The organism is Flexilinea flocculi, from assembly GCF_001192795.1.
GTDB classification, from domain to species: domain Bacteria; phylum Chloroflexota; class Anaerolineae; order Anaerolineales; family Anaerolineaceae; genus Flexilinea; species Flexilinea flocculi.
The window spans coordinates 1679970-1702599 of sequence record NZ_DF968181.1; the positions used below are offsets into that span (position 1 = coordinate 1679970).

General features: G+C 38.3%; 15 protein-coding genes and 2 tRNA genes. 9 read left to right on the top strand and 8 right to left on the bottom strand.

The annotated features are described in order from the left end of the window. Window positions 1–41: 41 nt before the first annotated feature. On the top strand, window positions 42–1421 hold the full coding sequence (locus tag ATC1_RS11915) for a peptidylprolyl isomerase (protein WP_062282402.1): 1380 nt from the start codon (window positions 42–44) through the stop codon (window positions 1419–1421). A gap of 230 nt (window positions 1422–1651) precedes the next feature. Here ATC1_RS11915 and lon read toward each other — a convergent pair whose 3' ends face one another. The 8 genes from lon to ATC1_RS11955 form a co-directional block, all read right to left on the bottom strand. Next, window positions 1652–4156, bottom strand: coding sequence for an endopeptidase La (gene lon / locus ATC1_RS11920; protein WP_082174779.1), 2505 nt, complete (start codon window positions 4154–4156; stop codon window positions 1652–1654). Between the two features lie 20 nt (window positions 4157–4176). After that, window positions 4177–5565 carry a bifunctional folylpolyglutamate synthase/dihydrofolate synthase gene (locus ATC1_RS11925; RefSeq protein ID WP_062282405.1) on the bottom strand — a complete coding sequence of 463 codons (1389 nt, stop codon included), beginning with the start codon at window positions 5563–5565 and terminating at the stop codon, window positions 4177–4179. A 198-nt stretch (window positions 5566–5763) separates the two neighbouring features. Next, window positions 5764–7746, bottom strand: a complete 1983-nt coding sequence (locus ATC1_RS11930; RefSeq protein ID WP_062282409.1) for an amylosucrase — start codon at window positions 7744–7746, stop codon at window positions 5764–5766. Then, the gene (gene treS / locus ATC1_RS11935) at window positions 7746–9374 is read right to left on the bottom strand and encodes a maltose alpha-D-glucosyltransferase (protein ID WP_062282413.1); all 1629 of its coding nucleotides are present in this window, start codon (window positions 9372–9374) and stop codon (window positions 7746–7748) included. Before treS ends, ATC1_RS11930 begins: the two co-directional genes overlap by 1 nt. 202 nt (window positions 9375–9576) lie before the next feature. Beyond that, window positions 9577–10704: a carbohydrate ABC transporter permease gene (locus tag ATC1_RS11940; RefSeq protein WP_062282416.1), complete on the bottom strand. Its 1128-nt coding sequence runs from the start codon at window positions 10702–10704 to the stop codon at window positions 9577–9579. Continuing rightward, window positions 10704–11801, bottom strand: a complete 1098-nt coding sequence (locus tag ATC1_RS11945) for a carbohydrate ABC transporter permease (protein WP_062282419.1) — start codon at window positions 11799–11801, stop codon at window positions 10704–10706. The genes ATC1_RS11940 and ATC1_RS11945 overlap by 1 nt, the downstream gene beginning before the upstream one ends. 373 nt (window positions 11802–12174) lie before the next feature. After that, window positions 12175–13494: an ABC transporter substrate-binding protein gene (locus ATC1_RS11950; protein WP_062282422.1), complete on the bottom strand. Its 1320-nt coding sequence runs from the start codon at window positions 13492–13494 to the stop codon at window positions 12175–12177. A gap of 55 nt (window positions 13495–13549) precedes the next feature. After that, window positions 13550–14545, bottom strand: coding sequence for a LacI family DNA-binding transcriptional regulator (locus ATC1_RS11955; protein WP_062282424.1), 996 nt, complete (start codon window positions 14543–14545; stop codon window positions 13550–13552). A gap of 243 nt (window positions 14546–14788) precedes the next feature. On the opposite strand from ATC1_RS11955, the gene ATC1_RS11960 reads away from it, so the two are divergent. The 8 genes from ATC1_RS11960 to rlmN all read left to right on the top strand — a co-directional run bounded on the left by ATC1_RS11960 (window position 14789) and on the right by rlmN (window position 22450). Beyond that, window positions 14789–16678: a TIGR03960 family B12-binding radical SAM protein gene (locus ATC1_RS11960; protein WP_062284137.1), complete on the top strand. Its 1890-nt coding sequence runs from the start codon at window positions 14789–14791 to the stop codon at window positions 16676–16678. A gap of 4 nt (window positions 16679–16682) precedes the next feature. Then, a complete protein-coding gene (locus ATC1_RS11965; protein ID WP_062282427.1) occupies window positions 16683–17339 on the top strand; it encodes a TIGR03936 family radical SAM-associated protein in 657 nt (218 codons plus the stop codon). 177 nt (window positions 17340–17516) lie between these two features. Then, a tRNA-Arg gene (locus ATC1_RS11970) sits at window positions 17517–17588 on the top strand. A gap of 153 nt (window positions 17589–17741) precedes the next feature. Continuing rightward, a tRNA-Leu gene (locus ATC1_RS11975) sits at window positions 17742–17823 on the top strand. A gap of 58 nt (window positions 17824–17881) precedes the next feature. Then, the gene (tig, locus tag ATC1_RS11980; RefSeq protein WP_062282430.1) at window positions 17882–19321 is read left to right on the top strand and encodes a trigger factor; all 1440 of its coding nucleotides are present in this window, start codon (window positions 17882–17884) and stop codon (window positions 19319–19321) included. Between the two features lie 207 nt (window positions 19322–19528). Beyond that, window positions 19529–20131: an ATP-dependent Clp protease proteolytic subunit gene (locus tag ATC1_RS11985; RefSeq protein WP_062282433.1), complete on the top strand. Its 603-nt coding sequence runs from the start codon at window positions 19529–19531 to the stop codon at window positions 20129–20131. Between the two features lie 426 nt (window positions 20132–20557). After that, window positions 20558–21355 (top strand): HAD-IIA family hydrolase, encoded by a 798-nt coding sequence (locus tag ATC1_RS11990; protein ID WP_062282437.1) that lies wholly within the window; start codon window positions 20558–20560, stop codon window positions 21353–21355. 51 nt (window positions 21356–21406) lie between these two features. After that, window positions 21407–22450, top strand: a complete 1044-nt coding sequence (rlmN, locus tag ATC1_RS11995; protein ID WP_062282440.1) for a 23S rRNA (adenine(2503)-C(2))-methyltransferase RlmN — start codon at window positions 21407–21409, stop codon at window positions 22448–22450. Window positions 22451–22630 lie beyond the last annotated feature (180 nt).

The window sequence follows — 22630 nt, forward strand, 5'->3', positions numbered from 1 at the left end:
TAGAGAATCTCTCTGTGCCCTATTTTCTAAGGAGAAAGATAATGCCAACTACAGAAAACAATGAAAACTCACATCCACGCGCAATGAACAAAGCGAATAAAGCCAGACGTGAAAAAGAATTAAACCTCATGAAATGGCTTAAATTGGGTTCAATCATCCTCGGAATCTTAATTGTCTTGATTATCATACTCGGTGTTGTTTACGAATATGTATATAAACCAAACAAGACTTTAGCAAGAGTTGAAAACGAAAAGATTTCTGTTTCAGATTTTCAGGAAGCTGTCCGCTACCAAAGAACAAATCTGATCAATAATTACAATTATATGGCTCAAATTTATCAATCCTTTGGCATGCCAATGGATGAATCTACAAAGAGTTCCTATGAAACACAGCTTTCCCCTGAGTATTCCGGATTCATGGGAAATCAAATTATCAATTCGATGGTAAATCAGAAAATCTTGGACTTCGGCGCTAAAGAAGCCGGTTTTTCAGTATCTGAAGAAGAAATAAACCAACGATTAGAGTCTCTTTTTGGGTACTATCCGAATGGGACACCCACTGCAGAACCGACTGCAATTCCTTTAAAAAATACGCCAACAATTTCTGCAGCACAATTGGAATTATTAAAATATACTGCAACGCCTTTACCGACAGAACCGGTTTCAGATATTACATCATTGGAAGAAGTTGGTCCGAGTGAACCAACAAAAATAGTTGAACCGACATCAACGGTTTCAGCTACAGAAGAGAATACTGAATCTTCTGAGACAGCTCCGACCGATGTATCTCAGACGCCAACAGAAGTGATGAGTCCAACACCAAGTCTGACACCAACTGTCTATACAGATGAAATGTATCAAAAAAATCTCAATAATCAGTTTGCGAATAATCCTTACTTCACAAAAGAATTCTTTACAAAACAGATTTACTATGAATTATTGCAGGATAAAGTCACTGCTGCATTAGCGAAAGATATTCCGGCTGAAGATGATATGGTCTGGGCACGGCATATTCTCGTTAAAACAGTTGAAGAAGCACAAAACGTGATCGATCGTCTAAAAGCCGGAGAAGACTGGTCAGCATTAGCTGCAGAATTGTCTCAGGATACTTCCAACAAAGATAATGGCGGTGATCTGGGTTGGTTTATGCATGGCGAAATGACTGAAGAATTTGAAAAAGCGGCTTTTGATCAGGAGATCGGTACTTTCAGCCAGACTCCAGTTGAAACTTCTTATGGCTTTCACATCATTCAAATCATTGGACATGAGGTTAGACCCCTCACCAGTAAAAATCAGAAGGATGCGATTTCGAATGCTTACAACAAATGGCTTTCCGCGGCAAAAGAAAAACTGAATGTAAAGATTGGAAATGATTGGATGGATTACGTCCCAACCGATCCGGAATTCAGCCCGATTTTATAGCTTTCTATAAAATTCATCATATCCCAAGAAATATATTCACAGAGGGCTTCATTAGAAACCCTCTGTTTTTTTTTATAATCTATATTGAATTCGGTTATGGACGTCGAATTGTCAGATATTATTTTGTGCCCCTAATTTGGAAAAGCTTTTAATTTTATAAGATAACTTTTTGTTGTATTTGTTATTGTGCAAAACTCTAATCCCAAATTACAACTTATGAATCTTTCTTATTAATTGAGCACTGGCTCATTTCCTTTTTCGGGCTTCTTTTTTGTTTCCCTTGTAGGAGATTCTTTTCTTTTTGGTGTTTCAGTTCCAAAAGTATGAAAGATAACCTGATCCATGTGGTTGACTGGAATTATCTCCAAAACATTTCGTACTTGTTCTGGCAGTTCGACTAAATCTTTTATGTTTTTCTCAGGAATCAAAATGGTCTTGATTCCAATGCGATTTGCTGCGAGCACTTTTTCTCTGATTCCACCAACAGGCAGCACATGGCCTCGCAACGTTATTTCCCCGGTCATCGCAATATCTTTTTTAACCGGTATTTCAGTTACTGCTGAAATCAATGCTACAGCCAACGTGATTCCTGCGCTTGGGCCATCTTTCGGAACAGCCCCTTCAGGTACATGTACATGAATATCAATTTTTTCAAAAAAATCATTTTTCAAGTTCAATTGTTTCGCTTTTGATTTAATAAATGACAATGCAGCCTGCGCAGATTCTTGCATAACGTCACCAATCTGACCGGTAATTTGAAGGTTTCCTTTTCCTTCAAAAGTAAGTACTTCTATCGTTGTGATGTCTCCACCATTTGCCGTCCATGCGAGACCTGTTGCAACACCAATTTCATCCTTTTTCTCAGTCTCTGATTGAAAAAAGTTTGGAGGACCCATAAATTCTTCTAAATCGTTTTCATGAATAATTGCAGGAATATTTTTGCCTTCGGCTTTCAATCGAGCAATTTTCCGACATACTTTCCCGATTTCTCTTTCCAAATTTCTCACACCTGCTTCATATGTATATTCACGAATCAGTTTCTTTATCGTACCTTCATCAAAAGAAATATCAGCAGGTTCCAATCCATTTTCGTCAATCTGTCGGCTTATTAAATACTTGTTAGCAATAGTAAGTTTTTCTTCTTCCACATAGCCAGGGAATTCAATGATTTCCATTCGATCCAACAACGCATCCGGTATAGAATCAGCGGAATTCGCCGTTGTGATGAACATAACATGTGAAAGATCATAATCAACTTCCAAATAATGATCCGAAAATTTGTCGTTCTGTTCTGGGTCCAGCACTTCCAGTAAAGCGGAGGAAGGATCTCCTCGATAATCATTTCCTAATTTATCAATTTCATCCAGCATAAATAGCGGATTAATCGTCCCAGCTTTTTTCATAGTCTGAAGAATTCTTCCAGGCATGGATCCCACATAGGTTCTGCGATGACCGCGAATTTCTGCTTCATCCCGCACACCTCCCAATGATACCCTGACGAATTTTTTCCCCAAAGCCTCGGCTATGGATCTGCCGATCGATGTCTTTCCTGTTCCAGGAGGACCAATAAAACAGAGAATTGGCTGTTTTTCTTTTTTTGGTTTGAGGGATCGTATTGCAATATACTCCAAAATCCGGTCTTTGGCTTTCGTCAATCCATAATGATTTTGATCGAGTACATCAGAGGCATGTAAAACATTCAGATTATCTTCAGTCGCTACAGTCCATGGAAGATCCAGCAGCCAATCAATGTACCCACGTATGACACTTACTTCGGGGGACATTGGAGGCATCTGATTGAGACGTTCGAATTCTTTGATTGCTGCATTTCTTGCTTCATCGCTGAAAGAGGCTTCATCAATTTTCTTTTTTAGATCAGATAATTCCCGTGTAAATACATCTTCTTCGTCCAATTCAGCCTGAATTGCCTTTAATTGCTCGCGTAAATAAAATTCCCTCTGATTTTTATCGACTTCGTTTTGTACTTTTGTGCTGATTTCATTTCCTAATTCCAAAACATCTAATTCCTGCGCCAGAAATTGATTCAGAAGCTTCAGCCTTTTTGTTGGATTTAATTCAAACAAGATTTCTCTTCTTTGTTCTGTTGGAAGAGAAATCGTTGTTGCGATCATGTCAGCCAACCAGGAGGGATCAGTAATTGTCGTGGAATAAGCATGCGCTTCATCCGGAAGTTTTCGATCTAATTGCACACATTTTTCGAACAAATTTCTGGTTGTTCTCATTAAAGCAGTAAGGATTCTTGTTTCTTCAACGGTTTCTTCCGGCACGTAAACCTTTGCCATTAGTACCGGTTTTTTCTGTACGATACCCATCAAAATAACACGTCTCCGACCTTGAATAAGTGTCGAAAAGTGATCTTCTGGCAAATTTACTAATCGTCCGACAGCGATTTCCAATCCAATTGGATAAAAATCTGTTTTCCGAACCGGATTTTCCTTTTCTTCATCCTTAGGAATTAGTGTAATAACAGTCTGATCATTTTCCAAACCAAATCGAATCGACTCAAGGTTTTGTTTTTGTCCCACAAAAACCGGCGATATCATTCTTGGAAAAACAACATTTTCGCGCAATACAACGACAGGAGCAATGAAACAACCGTCTTCATCTAATTCCATGTCTGGAATACGAAATAATTCTTCTGTTCTCTGGTTAATGTTAGAAGTAAAATCAGCAATCAAGTCTTTGTCATCAAACCAGTTATTATTTGAGCCCATAAATAAACCCCGCAAAGTGTCTAAGTAAAATAGGGAAGGTTGCCTTTTTGTTGCATGACGATTTCACGGAATCCTGCTGCAACAAACAAACTTCCAGTTACAATATATATACCATCATTTCTTGAATTACAAATGATATCATAAGCTTCTTCAATTTGATCTGTGAGCTGTACATGTTTTCCGCATCGAATTACCATGTCACACAGATCTTTCGGTATTGCAGCACGTGGATGTGTTGAACGGGTTACGATAAAGCGGGAGACATTCGGCGCCAGTTCATTAATCATTTCATTACATTTCTTGTCAGCTGATGCGCCAAATACACAGATTATCTCACGATTTCCATAAAACCGGTTAAAAAGAAAAATCAATTTTTGAATCGAATCCAGATTGTGCGCACCATCTGCAATAATTAATGGTGAATCTTGAATTTTTTCAAAGCGGCAAGGCCAGAAGGTCTTTGCCAATCCGTCTGCCATTTTTTCTAAATCAACATTCGATTCATACTTTTTTATCGCAGCCAAAGCCGCATAGGCAGCTACTGCGTTATCTGTCTGATGCAGACCTGAGAATGGAATCGTAATAAATTCAGGCTTCCAATTGGGTTCCTTTTGAGATTCAAGCCATTCAGCCAGACGAAGTTGATCTTTCTTTTCCCAAATCGCAATTTTCTGAGAAAACGCATGCTCTTCGACAGGAATTGAGCCATACTTATCTTCGATGTCGATCCATTCAGATTTTCTTTCAGCAGCGATTGCCCTTAAGACCGATTTTGCTTCATCTTTTTGTTTTGCTACAACGACAGGCACTTCAGGTTTAATGATTCCGCCTTTTTCGGCCGCAATTAATGGCAGCGTATTACCGAGAAACGTAGTGTGATCAATCGAAATTGAGGTTATCACTGATAATACTGGTTTTACGACATTGGTAGCATCCAGCCTTCCGCCCAATCCGGTTTCAATTACAGCATAATCTACATGTTTTTCCCGAAAAAAATCAAAAGCGATGGCAGTTGTTATTTCAAATGTACTTACAGGATTCAAGTCGTCAACAAAAGGGATTATCCGATTAAAACAATCAATCAATTCCTGATCAGATATCATTTTCCCATTGATTTGAATTCTTTCATTAAAACGAATTAAATGCGGTGAAGTATATAGTCCGACATTAAATCCCGCTGCTTGCAACCCTGAAGATATCATTGCACACGTTGATCCCTTGCCTTTTGTTCCGGCTACATGCACGACTTTATAAGCAAGATGAGGATTGCCCAATTGTGACAGTAATTGCTCAATTTTTGTCAAGCTGAAAACATCTGGTGAGACCTGATTTGCATGGGTCAAGCTATAATCGACAAAAGAATAGATAGCATCGAATGTTTGCTGTATATTTTCTGCTCTTATTTTCATCCGCTTATTTTATCTTATGATGAAGGAAATGGTTAAAAAAATCAACAAATCTTCCGATTCTGAATTGCTGCTTTTTCCATGGAATAAAAAGTTGTTGTACTGTCGTTTTTAGCAAAGCTTATAAAAAATCGTACAACAACTTTTATCCTTACCGTATTTTTGATTTGCAAATTAAAAAAATAGGGATTTATTCGTAATTTAGTGTTCTTGCAAATCCGCCAAAAAACAGAAAAACTGGTACGACTTCATAAAAATCATTCCTGCTTCCTGTGGCTCATGATTCATGATGTTCGTCCAATTTTTAATGTTTCCAGATTTTGTAAAAATCAGTGATTCAACCAATTGTTCATGCTCGCTAAAATTTGCCAGAACTAATACCCGATGTTTTGAATTTTCTTTGGTGAAAGCAAGAACATGTTGATTGCCGGAATTAATAATATTTATATTTGGAGTTTGAAAAACATCATATTTCTTGCGTAGTTGAATTAATTGTTGAATCCCTGACCATATTTTCCCGGCAGGACTGTTTAAATCATGTCTTTTTGCATATAAATCTGCGTTATATGGAAACCTGTGAATCCATCGGCTGTCATTTTTTTTCTGTTCGTCTTTAAGAAAATTATAGTTATTAAGTGAACCGACTTCATCGCCAAGATAAATCAGTGGGATTCCACCAATTGTCATGATGATGCTGAATAATAAAAGAATTCGATCGGTTGCATGTTCTTCTTCAATCGAATCATTTTCCAAAATGGCTTTTTCGAGACCCGCCAATGAAGCTAACGTCCCGGAAATCCTGCAATCACCTGTAGCAGGATTTTCCTGAAAAGGATATCCTCGAGCAAAACTGCCTGGGAATTTTCCAGTATAAAACTGGTTGAGGAATTTTCGATGGTCATATCCATTGATTCCCAAAGCTGATGCATCCTCATCGGAGAATGTCCATCCGATGTCATCATGGCAACGGATATAATTTACCCAAACTGTACCATCCGGAATTGTGAAACGCTTTTCCATCGAATACGCCAGTAATTTCACCTCGCGTGTAGCAAGCGATTCCCATAACAACGCCATTAACAAAGGATTATAAGATAGCTGACATCGTTTTTTGGAAATATATCGAATCACTTCATCAGGATGGACGATTGCTTCGGATTTAAACTGCAATGCTGGCGCTGCAATTCGAGCTATCAAATTAAATGCTTCAACCAATTTATAAGCCTGCGGAAGATTCTCACAGTTTGTTCCCTTCTGTTTCCAGATGAACGCAACTGCATCCAGACGCAGAATATCTACTCCCAAATTCGCCAAAAAAAGCATTTCATCAGCCATTCGTACAAAAACTTCCGGGTTTTGATAATTTAAATCCCATTGGTATGAATGAAATGTTGTCCAAACCCAGCTTTCCATTTCTTTTTTCCAGGTAAATGCGCCGGGATGTTCATCAGGGAAAATTTCTCGCAATGTCCGCTCATACTGATCAGGAATTTTTCGATCTTCATAGATCCAGTAGTATCGCTTATACCGAGCATTGTTTTTCCTGGCTTTTTTTGCCCAAATGTGTTCATCCGAAGTGTGATTAAATACAAAATCAATTACCAGCAAAATATCATTTTCTCTGAATTTTTTTGCCAATTCTCGTAAATTTTCAATTGTACCGAGTTTTGGATTGATGTCGCGATAACTGCTGATCGCATACCCTCCATCGTTATCCCCTTCATTCGTTAAAAACAACGGCATCAAATGAATATAAGTCAATCCAAGTTCTTTAAAATAGGGAATTTGTTCTTCCAATCCTTTAAGATCTTTCGCGAAAAGATCAACATAACAAACTCCGCCAATGATTTGATTCGATGTCAACCAATCCGATGAAATCTCTCTCTGCAGATCTATTTGTTTCAGTGAACGATCCCGTTCTATCCAGCTTCTTATCATCAGCGTCAGGAGTTCAATAAGAAAGGGATAAGCAAAGATGCAGGATTGATAAATTTCGAAATATACTGAAATCAGATCTGGTAAATATTTCTCAACTCTGTGTAAAAATAATTGATATTCACGATCATTATTTTTAAGAAAGTCGCGTTCGTTCCTTTTTAACGAAAGAACTGCTTTGGAGAAAATGACCTCCAAAGCCTCTTTTTTATCAATTGAATCATCCTGATGATGAAAAAAATATGCCATTATTTCTCTTTTTTAAGCCAAAAGAATTCTCTGGGTTTTAATTGAACATTTTTAATCATTGCATCACTGCAACGATAACGAATTGATGGTTGCAGCAAATCCTGATATATACCGGTATCTGCAGCAATATCGATTGATGCAGTATTTTCTGTCATATTATGTATCATAATGATAGTCTCATCATTTGTTTGTCTTCTATATGCCAATACCGGTATAGCAGAATCTTCTTGATTCAGCCATGTAATATTTCCTGTACCCAATGCTTTTGAGCTTTTCCGAATTCGGATCAGATGCTTAAGCCAATTTAAATTGGAATCAGGATTTTCCTGTTGTTTTTTAACATTAATTGTTCGATAGCCGTACTCTTCACTATCAATCACCGGTAGATAGGTTTTTTTAGAAGTAGAAAAACCTCCGTTAGGTGAATCATCCCATTGCATTGGCGTTCGGACGCCATTTCGATCGAACTGGCGAATATCATCGCCCATTCCGATTTCATCGCCATAATATAGAACCGGAGATCCTGGTAACGTCAGCATTAACGAATAAGCCAGTCCAATTTTTCTTCGGTCATTCTCCAACAGCGGATATAATCTTCTGCGAATCCCCAGATTCATTCTCATTTCCCGATCCGGTGCATAAAAATTCCACATCCATTGTCTGTCTTCTTCGCTCACCATTTCCAGAGTTAATTCATCATGGTTTCGAAGGAAATTACACCATTGGCAATTTTCTGGAATATCAGGAGTTTCTTTCAATATATTTACCAGCGAGCTCGCATCTTGTTGTCCGATCGATTTAAAAATTCGTGGCATTAATGGAAAATGAAAACCTAAATGGAATTCATCCCCTTCGCCAAAATATTCTCTAACATCTTTCGGCCATTGATTTGCTTCACAAAGAAGAATCGTGCCTGGAAATTCGTCATCCATCATTTTTCGCAGCTCTTTCAGATAAGCATGCGTTTCCGGAAGATTTTCGTTTATAGTTCCTTCCCGTTCAAACAAGTATGGAACTGCGTCAGCTCGAAATCCATCAATACCCATCTTCAGCCAATAGCGCATAACATTTTTCATCTCTTCCCGCACTTCCGGATTGTCATAATTCAGGTCAGGTTGAGAAGGGTAAAAACGATGCCAATAGTATTGTCCGGCTTCATCATCCCATGTCCAATTGGATTTTTGCGAATCGACAAAAATAATGCGAGTTTCTGAATACTTCTGGTCAGAATCACTCCATACAAAATAGTCGCGATATTTGGATTGCCTATTTTTTCGAGCTTCCTGAAACCAGGGGTGTTGGTCTGAACAATGGTTAAGGACAAGATCCGTAATTACTTTCATGCCTCGTTTATGAATTTCATCAAACATTTTCTGCAGATCTTCTAATGTTCCAAATGGTTCATAAACGCTGTAAAAATCTGAAATGTCATATCCATCATCTTTTAGCGGAGAAGAATAGGTTGGCATAATCCAGATGCAATCCACACCCAAATCGGAGACATAATCCAATTTTTGTATAATTCCTTGAAAATCACCATAGCCGTCACCGTTTGAATCAAAAAAAGATCGGGGATAAATTTGATAAAAAATCGCATTTTTATACCACAAATTTTCATGATTCTGCATAATATTTCCTTTTACTATATTGAGTAATTCGCTCTCATCTATTTCAAACAATTCTATTAAGAAATCTCTTCAGAAAACGTTTGAGTGTTAGTTTTATCCGATTTCAGGGAAAATACTAACACTCACAGAATTGTTTCGAAAATTTTATCAAAAATTCTGCTATGGAGGTACTTGATCTGTAGTAAGAAATCTTTGATCGACTTTAACCTTTTACAGATCCAGCCATCATTCCGCGGACAAAATAACGCTGCAGTGAGAAAAACACAACCATTGGAACAACCATGGAAACAAAAGCTCCGGCTGTGAGCAAGTGCCAGTCTTGTCCTTTCGTCCCGACCATGTTTGCCAGCGTCTGCGTCACAACTTCATTATTTCCTCCGCCTAAAACAACCAATGCAACCAGGTAATCATTCCAAACCCAAAGGAATTGAAAGATTGCGAAAGAAGCAATTGCAGGAACGGACAAAGGTAAGATCAGTTGTGTGAAAATCGTGAAGTTCGTTGCTCCGTCAATAAAAGCAGACTCCAAAATATCCCGTGGCAATTCACTGATATAGTTGAACAACAGGTAAATCGCAAGCGGAAGGCCAAAACCTGTATGAGCTAACCAGATTCCAAGAAACGTTCCATTAAGATTTACCTTGGAAAAGTCTTGCAGTACAGGGACTATGGCAATTTGCAAAGGCACAACCAGTAATGCTACAACCATTGTAAACATCACTTTTCGACCGCGAAAATTCAGCCATGCAAATCCATATGCAGCAAACGCTGCGATCAGTATCGGAATAATGGTAGATGGGATCGTAACCGCAAAGGAGTTGATAAACGATTTGCTTAAATCGGTCCCATTTCGTGTCAGAATACTGCCATCTTCCCCTTTATATGAAATAGCTTTTCCGGTTAAAACGTTTTTATAGTTTTCCAGGGTCAAATCTGTTTCAAATCCAACCCATCGTTTTTCGGATAATTTGATCGTTCTTGTCCTTTTTGCGCCTATATATTGAACTTTTATACCATCCTTGAGAAAAACACCGTTCTTTAATGTCGCATAGGTCCCTTCTACTTTTGTGCCATCTTCCAATGTGAATGAAATGACTCCATTAAGGTCAACATCTTTGTCCAGTTTTATTTCTCCGGTCTCCTGCCATACTTTGTGCGGGAAAAAAGTCCACCAGCCACTATTGAAAATTTTCTCTGATTGTCGGAAAGAAGTAATGAAAATACCAAAAATCGGAACCATGAAAAGGAGACAAATAAAAATCAAAGTCAGATTGACAAAAAAGGCGGAGATTCTTTGTTGTCGTTTTAAACTTGCATGTTTTTCAGCCATCAGAATGCCTTCCTTTCATTGAATTGCCGTAAATTAAAATACATGATCGGGATCACAAGAATCAATAATACAATTGCGATCGCTGAAGCACGTCCTTTGTCATAATATAAAAATCTTTGGTTGAAAAACTCATTTGCAATTACGTTTGTGCCATATTGACCGCCTGTCATCGCTCTTACAACGTCAAATGTTTTCAAGCTGAAGATCAGCACTGTCGTTGTTACCGCAATAATGGACCCTCGAATTACCGGGATGATTACTTTAAAGAAAATCTGAAATTCATTTGCCCCGTCAATACGGGCCGCTTCCAGCAATTCCGAAGAAATTCCTTTAATCGCAGAGGAGAGAATCACCATACAATATCCAGTTTGTATCCATATCATAATGACAATAAGAAAGATATTATTCCAAAATGGCATTTGCAGCCATGCTTGTGGTTCTCCACCAAAAGCCATAATGATGGCATTCAGTAAACCAGTTTCATTTCCCTGCCCTTTATAGTTATATACAAATTTGAAAATGACACCAGCGCCGACAAAAGAAATTGCCATCGGTGTAAAAATGATGGATTTATAAATTTTTTCATATCTTGATCGATCAGCTAATACTGCGATTACAAGCCCCAGAATGACACAAGCGGATGTTCCCAGAATCAACCAAAGCAGGTTGTTTCGAAAAACGATCAGCATTTGCGGATCAGTAAATGCGAACTTGTAGTTCGCCAGTCCGATCCAGTGTCTGGCGTTTGCATCCTTTAATGAAAAGATTAATGTTCGCACAGTTGGAACGGCGAGTGCCCAAAGTAATATCAGTACAGCGGGACCTACAAAAACGTAAGGCTGAATTCTGGAAGTCCATCTGGGAGAGAAATGTTCAACAATCCAATTTGCACCAATAAAAAATAATGAAACTGCAGAGACACCCCAAAGTATAGCGAACAAAGCAGAAAGCAATTTTTGTTCTTTTATATCAAGATATTCCAGGATTTTTATTCCTGCTGCAAAAAACAAAACGATTCCAATAATGATGGCTGCCATTTTTAGAAACAATGTCAATCGATTTATTTTCTGTATTCTTACATCAGATTTAGTATTCATATTTTTTTTCCATTCTTTCTATGAATTTATTATCTATTCATGTGAAACGAATAAGAAACCTGCCTCTAACAAAAAAGCAGCATTTCGAAATATGGGAAGGAATATCCAATTTCGATTCACCAAAAAAAGACTATAAGTATCGCTTTTTCTCAGGTATATCAAGAAAAAAAGATACTTATTGTATTTTTTAAATTGAAGTCGTTAAGTTCAATGCTTTTCATGCATGATGTGAATATTTACGTACGGCTGAATGATTGAGGTTATTGTTTATTAATTATAGGGAATTTTCCGTATTTTTTGAATTATCTTCAAAAAAGCTATTGAATGGCTGAAAGAAGGGGAAATTCCCCTTCTTTCAGCCCATTTTTACATATTATTTTGCAGGCCAGCCGGCATCAATTTCCTTAATTACAGTTTCGATGTCGGAACCAGTTACCAGATCAGTCATTCCTTTCCAGAAGGTTCCTGCGCCAACTGCAGCCGGCATCAGATCGGAACCATCAAATCGGAATGTTGATGCATTAGCAACCCATCCAGCAATCTTTGCATCGGTCGGATTGGCATACCAGGAAGGATCTGCATCTTTTCCAGGGAACATTGCGCCGCCCTGTCCAAGCCAGAATTTCAGGGATTCGCCATGGGAGAAGAATTCAAGGACAGCCTTGACTTCATCACGATCATGTCCTACGAACATACCATAGATATCGCCAGCGCCTAAATAGGGATTGCCCATTTCTGGATTAATCGGAGGCAGATAAAACACATCGTAATCAACACCCGGGGTAAGTCCTTCGGGGAAATAAGCCGTAATGAAGTTGCCCATACGATGCATCATACAACCATCAGTATCGTAGAATAATGGTTTTACAGATTCGCCAAAATTGGTTGAAGCAATTGCTTTTCTTCCACCATAGACAAATCCATCAGCAAACCATAAGTCGCTCAGAATCTGAATAGCATTTCGTACTTCTGGTGAATCGAATTTTAATTCGCCTTTGGTCCATTTGTCATAGGTTTCGGGGGTAACAGTGCGCAGCATAATATCTTCGATCCAGTCAGTCGCAGGCCAACCGGTTGCGCCGCCTGATTCGATACCGATGCACCATGGTGTTTCACCATCTTCCACCATTTGTTTTGAAAGAGCCATCATTTCATCCCAGGTTGTCGGAACTTCATATCCGGCTTCAGCCCAAACTGCCGGGCGATAGTATACCTGTGATTTTGCATTATTGCGTGCCCAGACACCGGCCATAATATCATTGCCATCTTTATCTTTGGCCATTGCCAGGTCAAGCCATGATTGGGAATAATTTTCTTTCAGCCAATCTTCGGAAATCGAATCACGAACATCCACCAGGTAACCACCGGCTGCAAGATTTGCCATCAAACCAGGCTGCGGGAAATCAGCGATATCAGGAGCATTTCCGCCTTCTGCACGCATCTGAATGGTGGATTCAAAATCTTTATTACCAATGTATTGGATATCAATACCGGTCTTTTCTTCAAAATCCTTAATGGATTCTTCGAATAAGACCTGATCATTATCGATAAATGGGCCGTCAAAAATTACCGTTTTGCCTTTGAATTCACCTTCATAGGCACGCTCAAGATAGGTTTTATCCTGAGCAGAGACAGCAGCAGTAACGCCAAGTAACATTGCTGCTACCAACAACAGTGACAAAAACTTTTTCATTTTTCCTCCAAAAAGATTTATATATTCCGAAAATATCGGAATTCTTTCCCTGATTTTATGTGGTCTCCCTTTGAACAATTTCTAATGGAAGCCTCACATGTTGAAGCGGCCTTTTGGGGTCTTTCATTCGACTTGTCAAAAGATCCACCGCAATTCTGCCGCTTTGATCAAGATTCTGCCGAATAGTTGTCAATCCGACATAATCAGCAAAATCAATATCATCAAAACCAATCACCGCAACATCTTCGGGAATCCGAATTCCGGATTCTTTCGCTGCTCTTAGAATACCTAATGCTTCCAAATCGGCTGTAGCAAAAATTGCATCCGGAAAATCGCCTGATTTAAAAACTTCTATAAATCTTTGATAGGTACCTTTAATTTCACAAGGAACATCAAAAATATATTTATCTTCAAGTTTTTGATTGTTACGACTTAACTCGTAACGAAAGCCTTCCATTCTTGGCAATATTGGGAAAACGCTGTAATCCGGCTTTGATAACTCACAAACAATTCCAAATTTTTTATGGCCTTTTTTTAACAAATGGTCAGCTGCAATCACACCGCCTTGCCAATCATCGATAGTGACACAGTTGGCATATGGTGAAAGGTATTCAATCATTACCATTTCGATTTGACAATCAAAAATTCTTTGAATCTGTTTTTCAGTGAATGGGAGCGATAATGTAATAATTCCGTCCAATTTGTTTAGTTCTAAAGTCTCAATAAAATGGTCCATCTGATTTTTCGATGATACTGTATAGACCTGCAATTCATAATTGCGACCGGCTAATGCAGCAGCAATACCCCTTAATCGCTGCACGAAAGAATTTGCTGTAAAGTGCGGGGCACAAACACAAATCCGTTTGACATCTTTCGTCGTTCGCAAACGGGCTTCCAGCAGAGGATGATAATCAAGTTCTCGAATTGCTTTCTCTACCAACTCTCGTTTTGAAGAATTCACTTTTCCGGGATTGTTCAGTACACGAGAAACAGTCGCTGTACTGACGCCGGCTTTTCGTGAAACATCATAGATCGTTGGAGCTTTGGCCATTTGAAAATACCCACCTGGTATATTTCTGAAAAAATTTTTCTCTGAAGTCGCGTTATGTAACTGCTTTCATTGTAACTTATTACAGTTAAGATTATCTTATAATTGATAAATGGTCAATTTGAAATTACGCTAAAAACCTGTAAAGTTACAAATATCATACGCGTTGATGACATTTGTAAAACTGATTTCATATATTTTTTTACGCTTTCATCATTTGAATCCTTTAAGAAAGGCTGCCATTCCTTGAATTCAAAAGAAATTGAAGAACAATTAGACCAGTTTTTATTAAAAGTACAGAAACCCGGCCGATATGTCGGCGGTGAATTTAATTCAGTACATAAAAATCCAGATACCATCAAGACCAGAATTGCTCTGGCATTTCCCGATATATATGATCTGGGTGTCCCCAATTTGGGCTTGTCCATTTTTTATGATCAACTCAACCAGATGGATAACGTTTGGGCAGAGCGTACCTACCTGCCATGGGAAGATATGGAAATGGAGATGCGAAACAGAAATATCCCGCTTTATACGCTGGAAAGCAAGACTCCACTCGATAAAATGGATATTATCGGAATTACGATCCCATACGAATCGCTATATACCAATGTATTAAATTTACTGGATCTGGCACAGATCCCGATTTTTTCCAAAGATCGTTCGGAAGGGTATCCTTTGATTATTGCTGGAGGGCACTCCACCTTCAATCCGGAACCGATGTCGGCATTTATTGACGTTTTTGTGATTGGGGAAGGGGAGGAGGTAATTACAGATATTATACGGATCTATCAGTTATGGAAATCGTTAAGTAAGCCTAAGTTTGAATTGCTACACGAAATTTCGCAACTTGAAGGGGTTTACATTCCAGCCTTTTATGAACCGGAATATCATGCGGATGGTACGTTAGCCAGGCTGAACCCTCTTTATCCCGATGTAAAACAAAAAATCAGAAAAAGAATCGTACCCATTCTTCCTCCACCGCCAAAACATTTTGTGGTTCCTCTGATTGATGTCGTTCAGAATCGTGTAGCGATCGAAATTATGCGCGGTTGTACCAGAGGATGTCGTTTTTGTCAGGCAGGTTTTGTTACCAGACCGGTTCGTGAGCGCCCGCTCGAGCAAATTATTGAATCAATTGAAACATCCGTCAATGAAACCGGGCATGAAGAAATTGCATTATTATCGCTTTCATCATCTGACTACACGCAAATCCAATCGCTTGTTTCGAAATTACATGATATCTATAACAAACGCAAACTGAACATATCACTACCCTCGCTGCGCATTGACACGGTATCCGTGGATATTCTGGAACAACTGCGTGGAAGCAGATTCAGTGGATTTACCTTGGCGCCGGAAGCAGCTTCAGAAAAAATTAAACACACGATCAATAAACATATTTCTGAAGATCAGCTGTTGGAAACCGTCGATATGATATTCAGCCACGGCTGGCAGACGATCAAGCTGTATTTTATGATCGGTCTTCCTGAAGAAACATTGGATGATGTACAAGCGATTGCAGATTTGTGTATTAAGGTTATTAAAATTGGCAGGAAGCATATAGGCAAACGATCCCAATTGAATCTGGGAATTTCCACATTTGTTCCAAAACCGCATACACCATTTCAATGGGCAAAAGCGGATGATCCAGAAAAAATTCTTGAAAAACAAAAGCTATTAAAAGATGCGCTCTCCACACCTGGGATTAAAATTACCTGGTCACAGTCAGATATTACTATGTTTGAATCCTGGTCATCTCGTGGAGATCGACGTCAATCGTCGGTCATTTATCGAGCCTGGCAGTTGGGAGCCAAATTTGATGCATGGCAGGATCATTTTCATAAAGAAGCCTGGATTCAAGCGTTTGAGGAAAACCATCTCGACCCCAATTTCTATATTCACCGGGAACGAAGTGAAAATGAAGTGTTTCCCTGGGATCACATTGATACAGGCGTTTCAAAGAAAATCTTGCGAAAGGAATATGAGCTCAGTCTGAAAGGCGAACTGCGGGAAGATTGCAGAAATGGCTGCTATGGCTGCGGCATCAATCAATCTTTTGCAGCAATTCGGGCAGAGAGTCCAGACGCAAAATGGTTCTGCCCATCCATCGCTACCCGCCATTCGGAGGATTAATATAATGAATCGCTATCGAATTACTTATCAAAAGACTGGCCCCCTCCGGTATATCAGCCATTTAGATCTGCAAAAAATTTGGATCCGCACACTTTTAAGAGCAAAAATTCCATTGGCTTATACGCAAGGCTTTCATCCGGTACCGAAGATATCTCCAGGTTGGCCGCTTGCTCTGGGATGGAACGGATTTGGAGAAATGATTGACCTCTGGTTCGATTTTGATAATATCAATCCGAACTATGAAATAACCGAAAAGAATTTGTCGGACAGAATTAATCAAAATGCTCCGCAAGGACTGAATATTGTGAATCTGCAATTAATTCCTATATATTCACCAGCGTTAACAACCATAACGCAAAGCGCTGTCTATGAAATTAACTTTTTTACTCAAATTTCTCCAGATGAGCTTCGGATAAAGATGGAAGCCTTGTTTGCAACTCCATCGATCATTCGAAGTCGTAGAAATAAACCTTATGACCTGAAGCCCTTGATTGAAGAATATTCTTTTAACCAAGAGCAAGATATAAATACGATTATGAAAATTCAGATGGCTGCAAGAGATTCTGCGATGGGACGCCCGGATGAAGTTGTCGATGCCTTGGGATTAAATTTCGATCAAATTCGTTATTCAAGATTATGTTTCATATTAGCATCTTCCTAAAAAACGGTTTTCATAGGAAACTGCCCCATAGTATTTCTGCACTTTACGAATGATAAATACTATTGTTAGTCATCCGAAATATGGATAAGACAAATAGCGAGAGAAAATATATTTTTGCTGTATTTTTTTCCAAATTTCGAATCACTGATGAAACAGTGGTAAAATAGATTTCGTTATGCGCCTATAGTGAAATGGACATCACGTTACCCTCCGGAGGTAGAAGTCTGAGTTCGAGTCTCAGTAGGCGCACAGATAGCATTTGGTGATAAATTCCTGATTTTCAAGCTACATATTCTCTCTTAAACAAATTGATTTTTAGCTCATGAATTTATATATTGCATATAAATATGGGGTAAAATATATTGCCTGAAGAAATTGGGGTAGAAAAACGTTGAAAATTTTGGGGGAGTGCTGGAATTGGCAGACAGGCATGACTTAGGATCATGTGCCAAAAGGCATGAGGGTTCGAGCCCCTCCTTCCCTACTCCGAATCGAAGGTGGGATTATCAAAAAATATTTGTAATGAAATAAGGAAAACCATCGTGAAAATTGAATCACAAAAACTTGAAAATCATGAGACCAAAATCATTGTTGAGGTCAGCGCTGAAGAATTTGAACCATTGAAAATTCAAGCTGCCAGGAAAATTGCGGGTCAAGCAAAAATTGCAGGTTTCCGTCCAGGCAAAGCGCCTTATGAAATTATTCGCAGAAATTATGGTGATCAAGCAATTGAACAAGAAGCTCTCGATATTCTACTGGAAAAACAATATGAACAGATTCTGAAAGAAGCATCGATTGAACCAGGCGGAATGGGAAAATTGGATAAGATTGAGCAGATTGCTCCTCCAAAATTTAGCATCATTGTTCCGCTGGCGCCTTCTGTCAATTTGAATTCCTATCGGGATGTTCGCGAAGATTTCGTTGAGCCTGAATTAACTGAGACTGAAGTTGCCAATGCAATTGAAGAGTTAAAAAAGCCATTTGCAGTTGCTGAACCGATTGATGCCCCTGCTGCTGAAGGTCATACCGCATACGTTTTAATAAAAGCTGAAATAGAAGATCCTGAAGCAGAATCGGGTTCAAGAGATCTGATTAAAGAGATGCCCTATGAATTCGTCATCGGTCAGGATACAGATGAAGAAAATTCATGGCCTTTTGCAGGTTTTACAAAAAATCTTTTAGGAAAAGAAGCAGGTCAGATCATCACAACAGAGTATGTATATCCTGAAGATACTCTCATTGAGTCATTGAAAGGGAAAAAAGCTGTTTTCACGACCACTATTCAAAGTATCAAAAAACTTGTATTACCTGCAGATGATCTTGAATTTACGAAAAATTATGGGGAATTTGATTCTTATGAAGCCTTCGTTGAAGATGTAAAGAAGCGGCTTCTAATCCAGAAAAATCATCTTTATGAAGATGAATTCATTGATAAAGTATTATCAAAAATTATTGACCAGTCCGATATCCAATTCAGCCTTGATACACTTGAACAAGAAGTAAACGATATGGTTGAAGATTTGAAACACAGGCTCAGTCATCAGAATCTGGATCTTGACACCTATCTCAAGCTGAAGAAAACAGACATGGAGAAATTCCTCAATGAAGAAATAAAACCAAACGCTGAAAATCAATTAAAACGCCGCCTGGTTATTGAAAAATTTGCTTCTGAGGAAAAGATACAGATCAACTTTGACAAGTTTAAGGAAGCAATTGCTTCTCTTGAAAAATCAGCAGCAAAAGAATTGCAGTTAGCAAAGACAAAAAAAGATAAGGCCGAAATTACCAACCGAATTACAACAACTGCAATGAATCAGACTTACTCGGACGCCATTTTTGAAAGATTGATTTCAATTGCAAAAGGTGAGAATCCCGCCATTGAGTCAGACCACACGGATAAGAACCTGGATGAATCGGCGCTTGTCAAATCAGAAGAACTTATAACTCCGGAAGCGACTGATAACTCTTCAAGCGAGGAATAATTGAACGAATGATCGTTTTTCAATCATTCGAATTCAAAAAGAAGACAACAAAAACGGCTGGAAACACCATGCCGTTTTTGTTTCTAACAAATTTCTATTATGTTTCACCCTGTAATCATGATAAGATTGTTCGAAGAAAAAAGCTGTGATTTGAAACCAGTTTAATCGATTTCTTAGAGATTATTCTTTAGAAAGGGCTCAGGAAAAATGAAAACGCCTTTAAATACTGTCGTTCCGATGGTTGTGGAGGGAAGCGGATATGGGGAACGCTCTTATGATATTTTTTCACTACTTCTAAAAGAACGAATCATTTTTTTAGGGACTCAAATTGATTCTCAGATTTCCAATCTGATTATTGCTCAATTGTTATATCTTAGCCGAGAAGATCCGGAACGGGATATTCAATTTTATATCAATTCTCCAGGTGGATCAGTTTATGAAGGATTGGCTATTTATGACACAATGCAAATGATCCCGAATGTGATCAATACGGTTGCATGTGGAGTAACCGCTTCCTTCGGCACAGTTCTTTTAACTGCGGGCACCAAAGGACACCGTTTTGCATTACCGAACGCAACAATCCATATGCATCAACCATTGGGTGGTGTTGAAGGACAGGCTTCAGATATTGAAATTCAAGCCAAAGAAATTCTAAGGCTTAAAGCCGATTTGTCCAATATCATGGCAAAACATACTGGACAGTCCTATGAAACCATCTTGCATGATACGGACAGAGATCGTTATTTCACCGCACCAGAGGCGATGGAGTACGGTTTAATTGATAAAGTTCTTGAATCGAATAAAATTTAAGTATCGGATTTGTATTAAAAAGCTGTTCTTTTTAGAACAGCTTTTTATTTTAAGTTATCAGATTATCGATTGATTCGAATTTTAAGTAATAATTTCGAATTTCAAGAATATTTTTTAGCAAATCGAAATATGGATTAACCTGTTGAATAAAAAGAGTAAATATGTAGTTCTCATGGTTTTACGCTAAGCGTAAAACCATGAGAACTACATGAATTCTTTTCATATTTCAAATTGATAATTATTATCATTGAAATCGTGAGGGGAAGCGATATCGAGATATAATAGTTTTTCTTGTTTATTAGCAGTATCATCGATATGAAGCCGAAAATACATATCCATGATCGTCTCTCATCAATTATTGAGAAAATTTTATAAATTGAAGTTTTACTCAAGATCGAATTACAACAGTCAGGAATATTGTCTGGAATGGACCTTCATTCAATTAAAGCGCTTTTTTTAGACATGGATGGTGTTTTATGGCATGGTAAGAATCCCATCGGGGATCTGCCTTCCATTTTTCATAAATTTCAAAAAATTGGAATCATCCCGCTTTTCGGAACGAATAATTCCACGCGCACACCTGAAGCTTATCGGGATTATCTCGCAAAAATGGGAGTCGAGATTAATTCAGACCAGGTGATTACACCCGCCGTAGGAGCAGCATATCTATTTCAAAGAGATTTTTCAATCAACGCGCGAATTCATGTCTTCGGTTCGAACGCATTAAAAGAATATCTACAAAAAGCAGGATTCTCATTGGTTGATGAAAACGCGGATATTGTATTAGTCAGTCTCGATAAAGAAATGACTTATCAAAAAGTCGCTGTTGCCATGAAATTAATTAATGAAGGTGCAGCTTTCTATGCGACAAATCTGGATAATGTCCTTGCGTCAGAAAATGGCTGGATACCTGGAGGCGGAGTTATGGTCAATGCTGTGCAAACGTGCACTGGTGTATCTCCAATCGTCATCGGAAAGCCAAATACGATCATGGCGAATATTGCCTGTGAGAAAACTGGTTTGCACCCATCAGAGATTTTAGCAGTAGGTGATCGATACGATACGGATATTTTGGGAGGAATTCGCGCAGGCTGCCGCACAGCGCTGGTTCTGTCCGGAGTTGATTCAAAATCCTCGATTGCCTGTTATGCTGAACAGCCGGATTTGATCTGTCAGGATCTGAACACGATAGCAGACCAACTTCTAACTGAGAGATCTCAATAATAATACGTCTATTCCAGTTGAAGAAATAGTTTTACTTGAATTGAGCAAAATATGAATGTCAGTTTTTATGATTTAAATCTGAGTGACCTTGAAAACGTAATGAAAGAATGGGGCGAACCTGTTTTTCGAGCTAAACAGATCTGGCAGTTTGTTTATAAAAAGTTATATTTGGATCCACAATTATGGAATACAGTCCCCAAAGAGCTCCGTAATCGCTTTTTAAATGAATATGATTTTCATCCAGTAACAGAAATTAAGAATATTCAGTCTGAAGATAAACAGACAGAAAAGATCTTGCTTCAACTTTCAGATGGTAAAAAAATTGAAGCAGTATTAATGAGATATTATGAACGAAATACAATCTGCATCTCCTCACAAGCAGGTTGTGCCATGAATTGTGCATTTTGTGCGACCGGTCAAATGGGATTCATTCGTAATTTATCGGTTGGAGAAATCGTTGGACAAGTATTATTCTTTGCAGAAAAGTTGAAATTAGAAGAAAAAAAACTAACGAATATTGTCATTATGGGCATGGGCGAGCCGTTCCATAATTATGATCATGTGATGAAAGCGATCGATATTATCAACGATTCAGATGGTTTTCAATTTGGAGAACGACGAATCACAATTTCCACAGTCGGAATCATCCCCATGATTGAAAAATTCACAAAAGCAAAACGTCAAATAAATTTAGCTGTTTCTTTGCATGCACCAACATCAAAAATTCGCGATCAAATCATTCCAGCCAATAAAAAATATCCATTGGAACAACTTATTGAAACATGTAAAACCTATACAGAAAAAACTGGCCGCAGAATTACATTTGAATATGCACTGATACATGGTTTTAATGACTCACCTGAAGAAGCAGCGCTTCTGGCAAAGTTATTGAAGGGGATGTTGTGTCATGTTAATTTAATTCCTTTAAATAGCACCATTAAATTTGACCAGAAGGGATCTTCAAGAGAGCGAACAAATGATTTTAAAATGATGCTGGATAAATACGGAATTGCTTGTTCGATTCGTTTGAAACGTGGCGTCGACATCGGTGCCGGTTGCGGACAATTACTTACCAGCAGTTCAAAAAATGAGTAAATTATTTAATCATTTGTTATTTTTATAAACAAAAAACAAATAATCAAAGAGATATCCTTCTAACATAATTACTTATTCAAATTTCGAGTAAATACCCAGTAATTCGAAATTTTGATTTGCTATTCGAATCAAATGGGAAAGACATATTGCTGTGATGATTTTTATACGAAGCTTAAGGCT

Bases quoted from the DNA above. Each gene is read 5' to 3' on its own strand.
- ATC1_RS11915 (WP_062282402.1), top strand. From the start codon at position 42: ATGCCAACTACAGAAAACAATGAAAACTCACATCCACGCGCAATGAAC.
- lon (WP_082174779.1), bottom strand. From the start codon at position 4,156: ATGGGCTCAAATAATAACTGGTTTGATGACAAAGACTTGATTGCTGAT.
- ATC1_RS11925 (WP_062282405.1), bottom strand. From the start codon at position 5,565: ATGAAAATAAGAGCAGAAAATATACAGCAAACATTCGATGCTATCTAT.
- ATC1_RS11930 (WP_062282409.1), bottom strand. From the start codon at position 7,746: ATGGCATATTTTTTTCATCATCAGGATGATTCAATTGATAAAAAAGAG.
- treS (WP_062282413.1), bottom strand. From the start codon at position 9,374: ATGCAGAATCATGAAAATTTGTGGTATAAAAATGCGATTTTTTATCAA.
- ATC1_RS11940 (WP_062282416.1), bottom strand. From the start codon at position 10,704: ATGGCTGAAAAACATGCAAGTTTAAAACGACAACAAAGAATCTCCGCC.
- ATC1_RS11945 (WP_062282419.1), bottom strand. From the start codon at position 11,801: ATGAATACTAAATCTGATGTAAGAATACAGAAAATAAATCGATTGACA.
- ATC1_RS11950 (WP_062282422.1), bottom strand. From the start codon at position 13,494: ATGAAAAAGTTTTTGTCACTGTTGTTGGTAGCAGCAATGTTACTTGGC.
- ATC1_RS11955 (WP_062282424.1), bottom strand. From the start codon at position 14,545: ATGGCCAAAGCTCCAACGATCTATGATGTTTCACGAAAAGCCGGCGTC.
- ATC1_RS11965 (WP_062282427.1), top strand. From the start codon at position 16,683: ATGAATCGCTATCGAATTACTTATCAAAAGACTGGCCCCCTCCGGTAT.
- ATC1_RS11985 (WP_062282433.1), top strand. From the start codon at position 19,529: ATGAAAACGCCTTTAAATACTGTCGTTCCGATGGTTGTGGAGGGAAGC.
- ATC1_RS11990 (WP_062282437.1), top strand. From the start codon at position 20,558: ATGGACCTTCATTCAATTAAAGCGCTTTTTTTAGACATGGATGGTGTT.
- rlmN (WP_062282440.1), top strand. From the start codon at position 21,407: ATGAATGTCAGTTTTTATGATTTAAATCTGAGTGACCTTGAAAACGTA.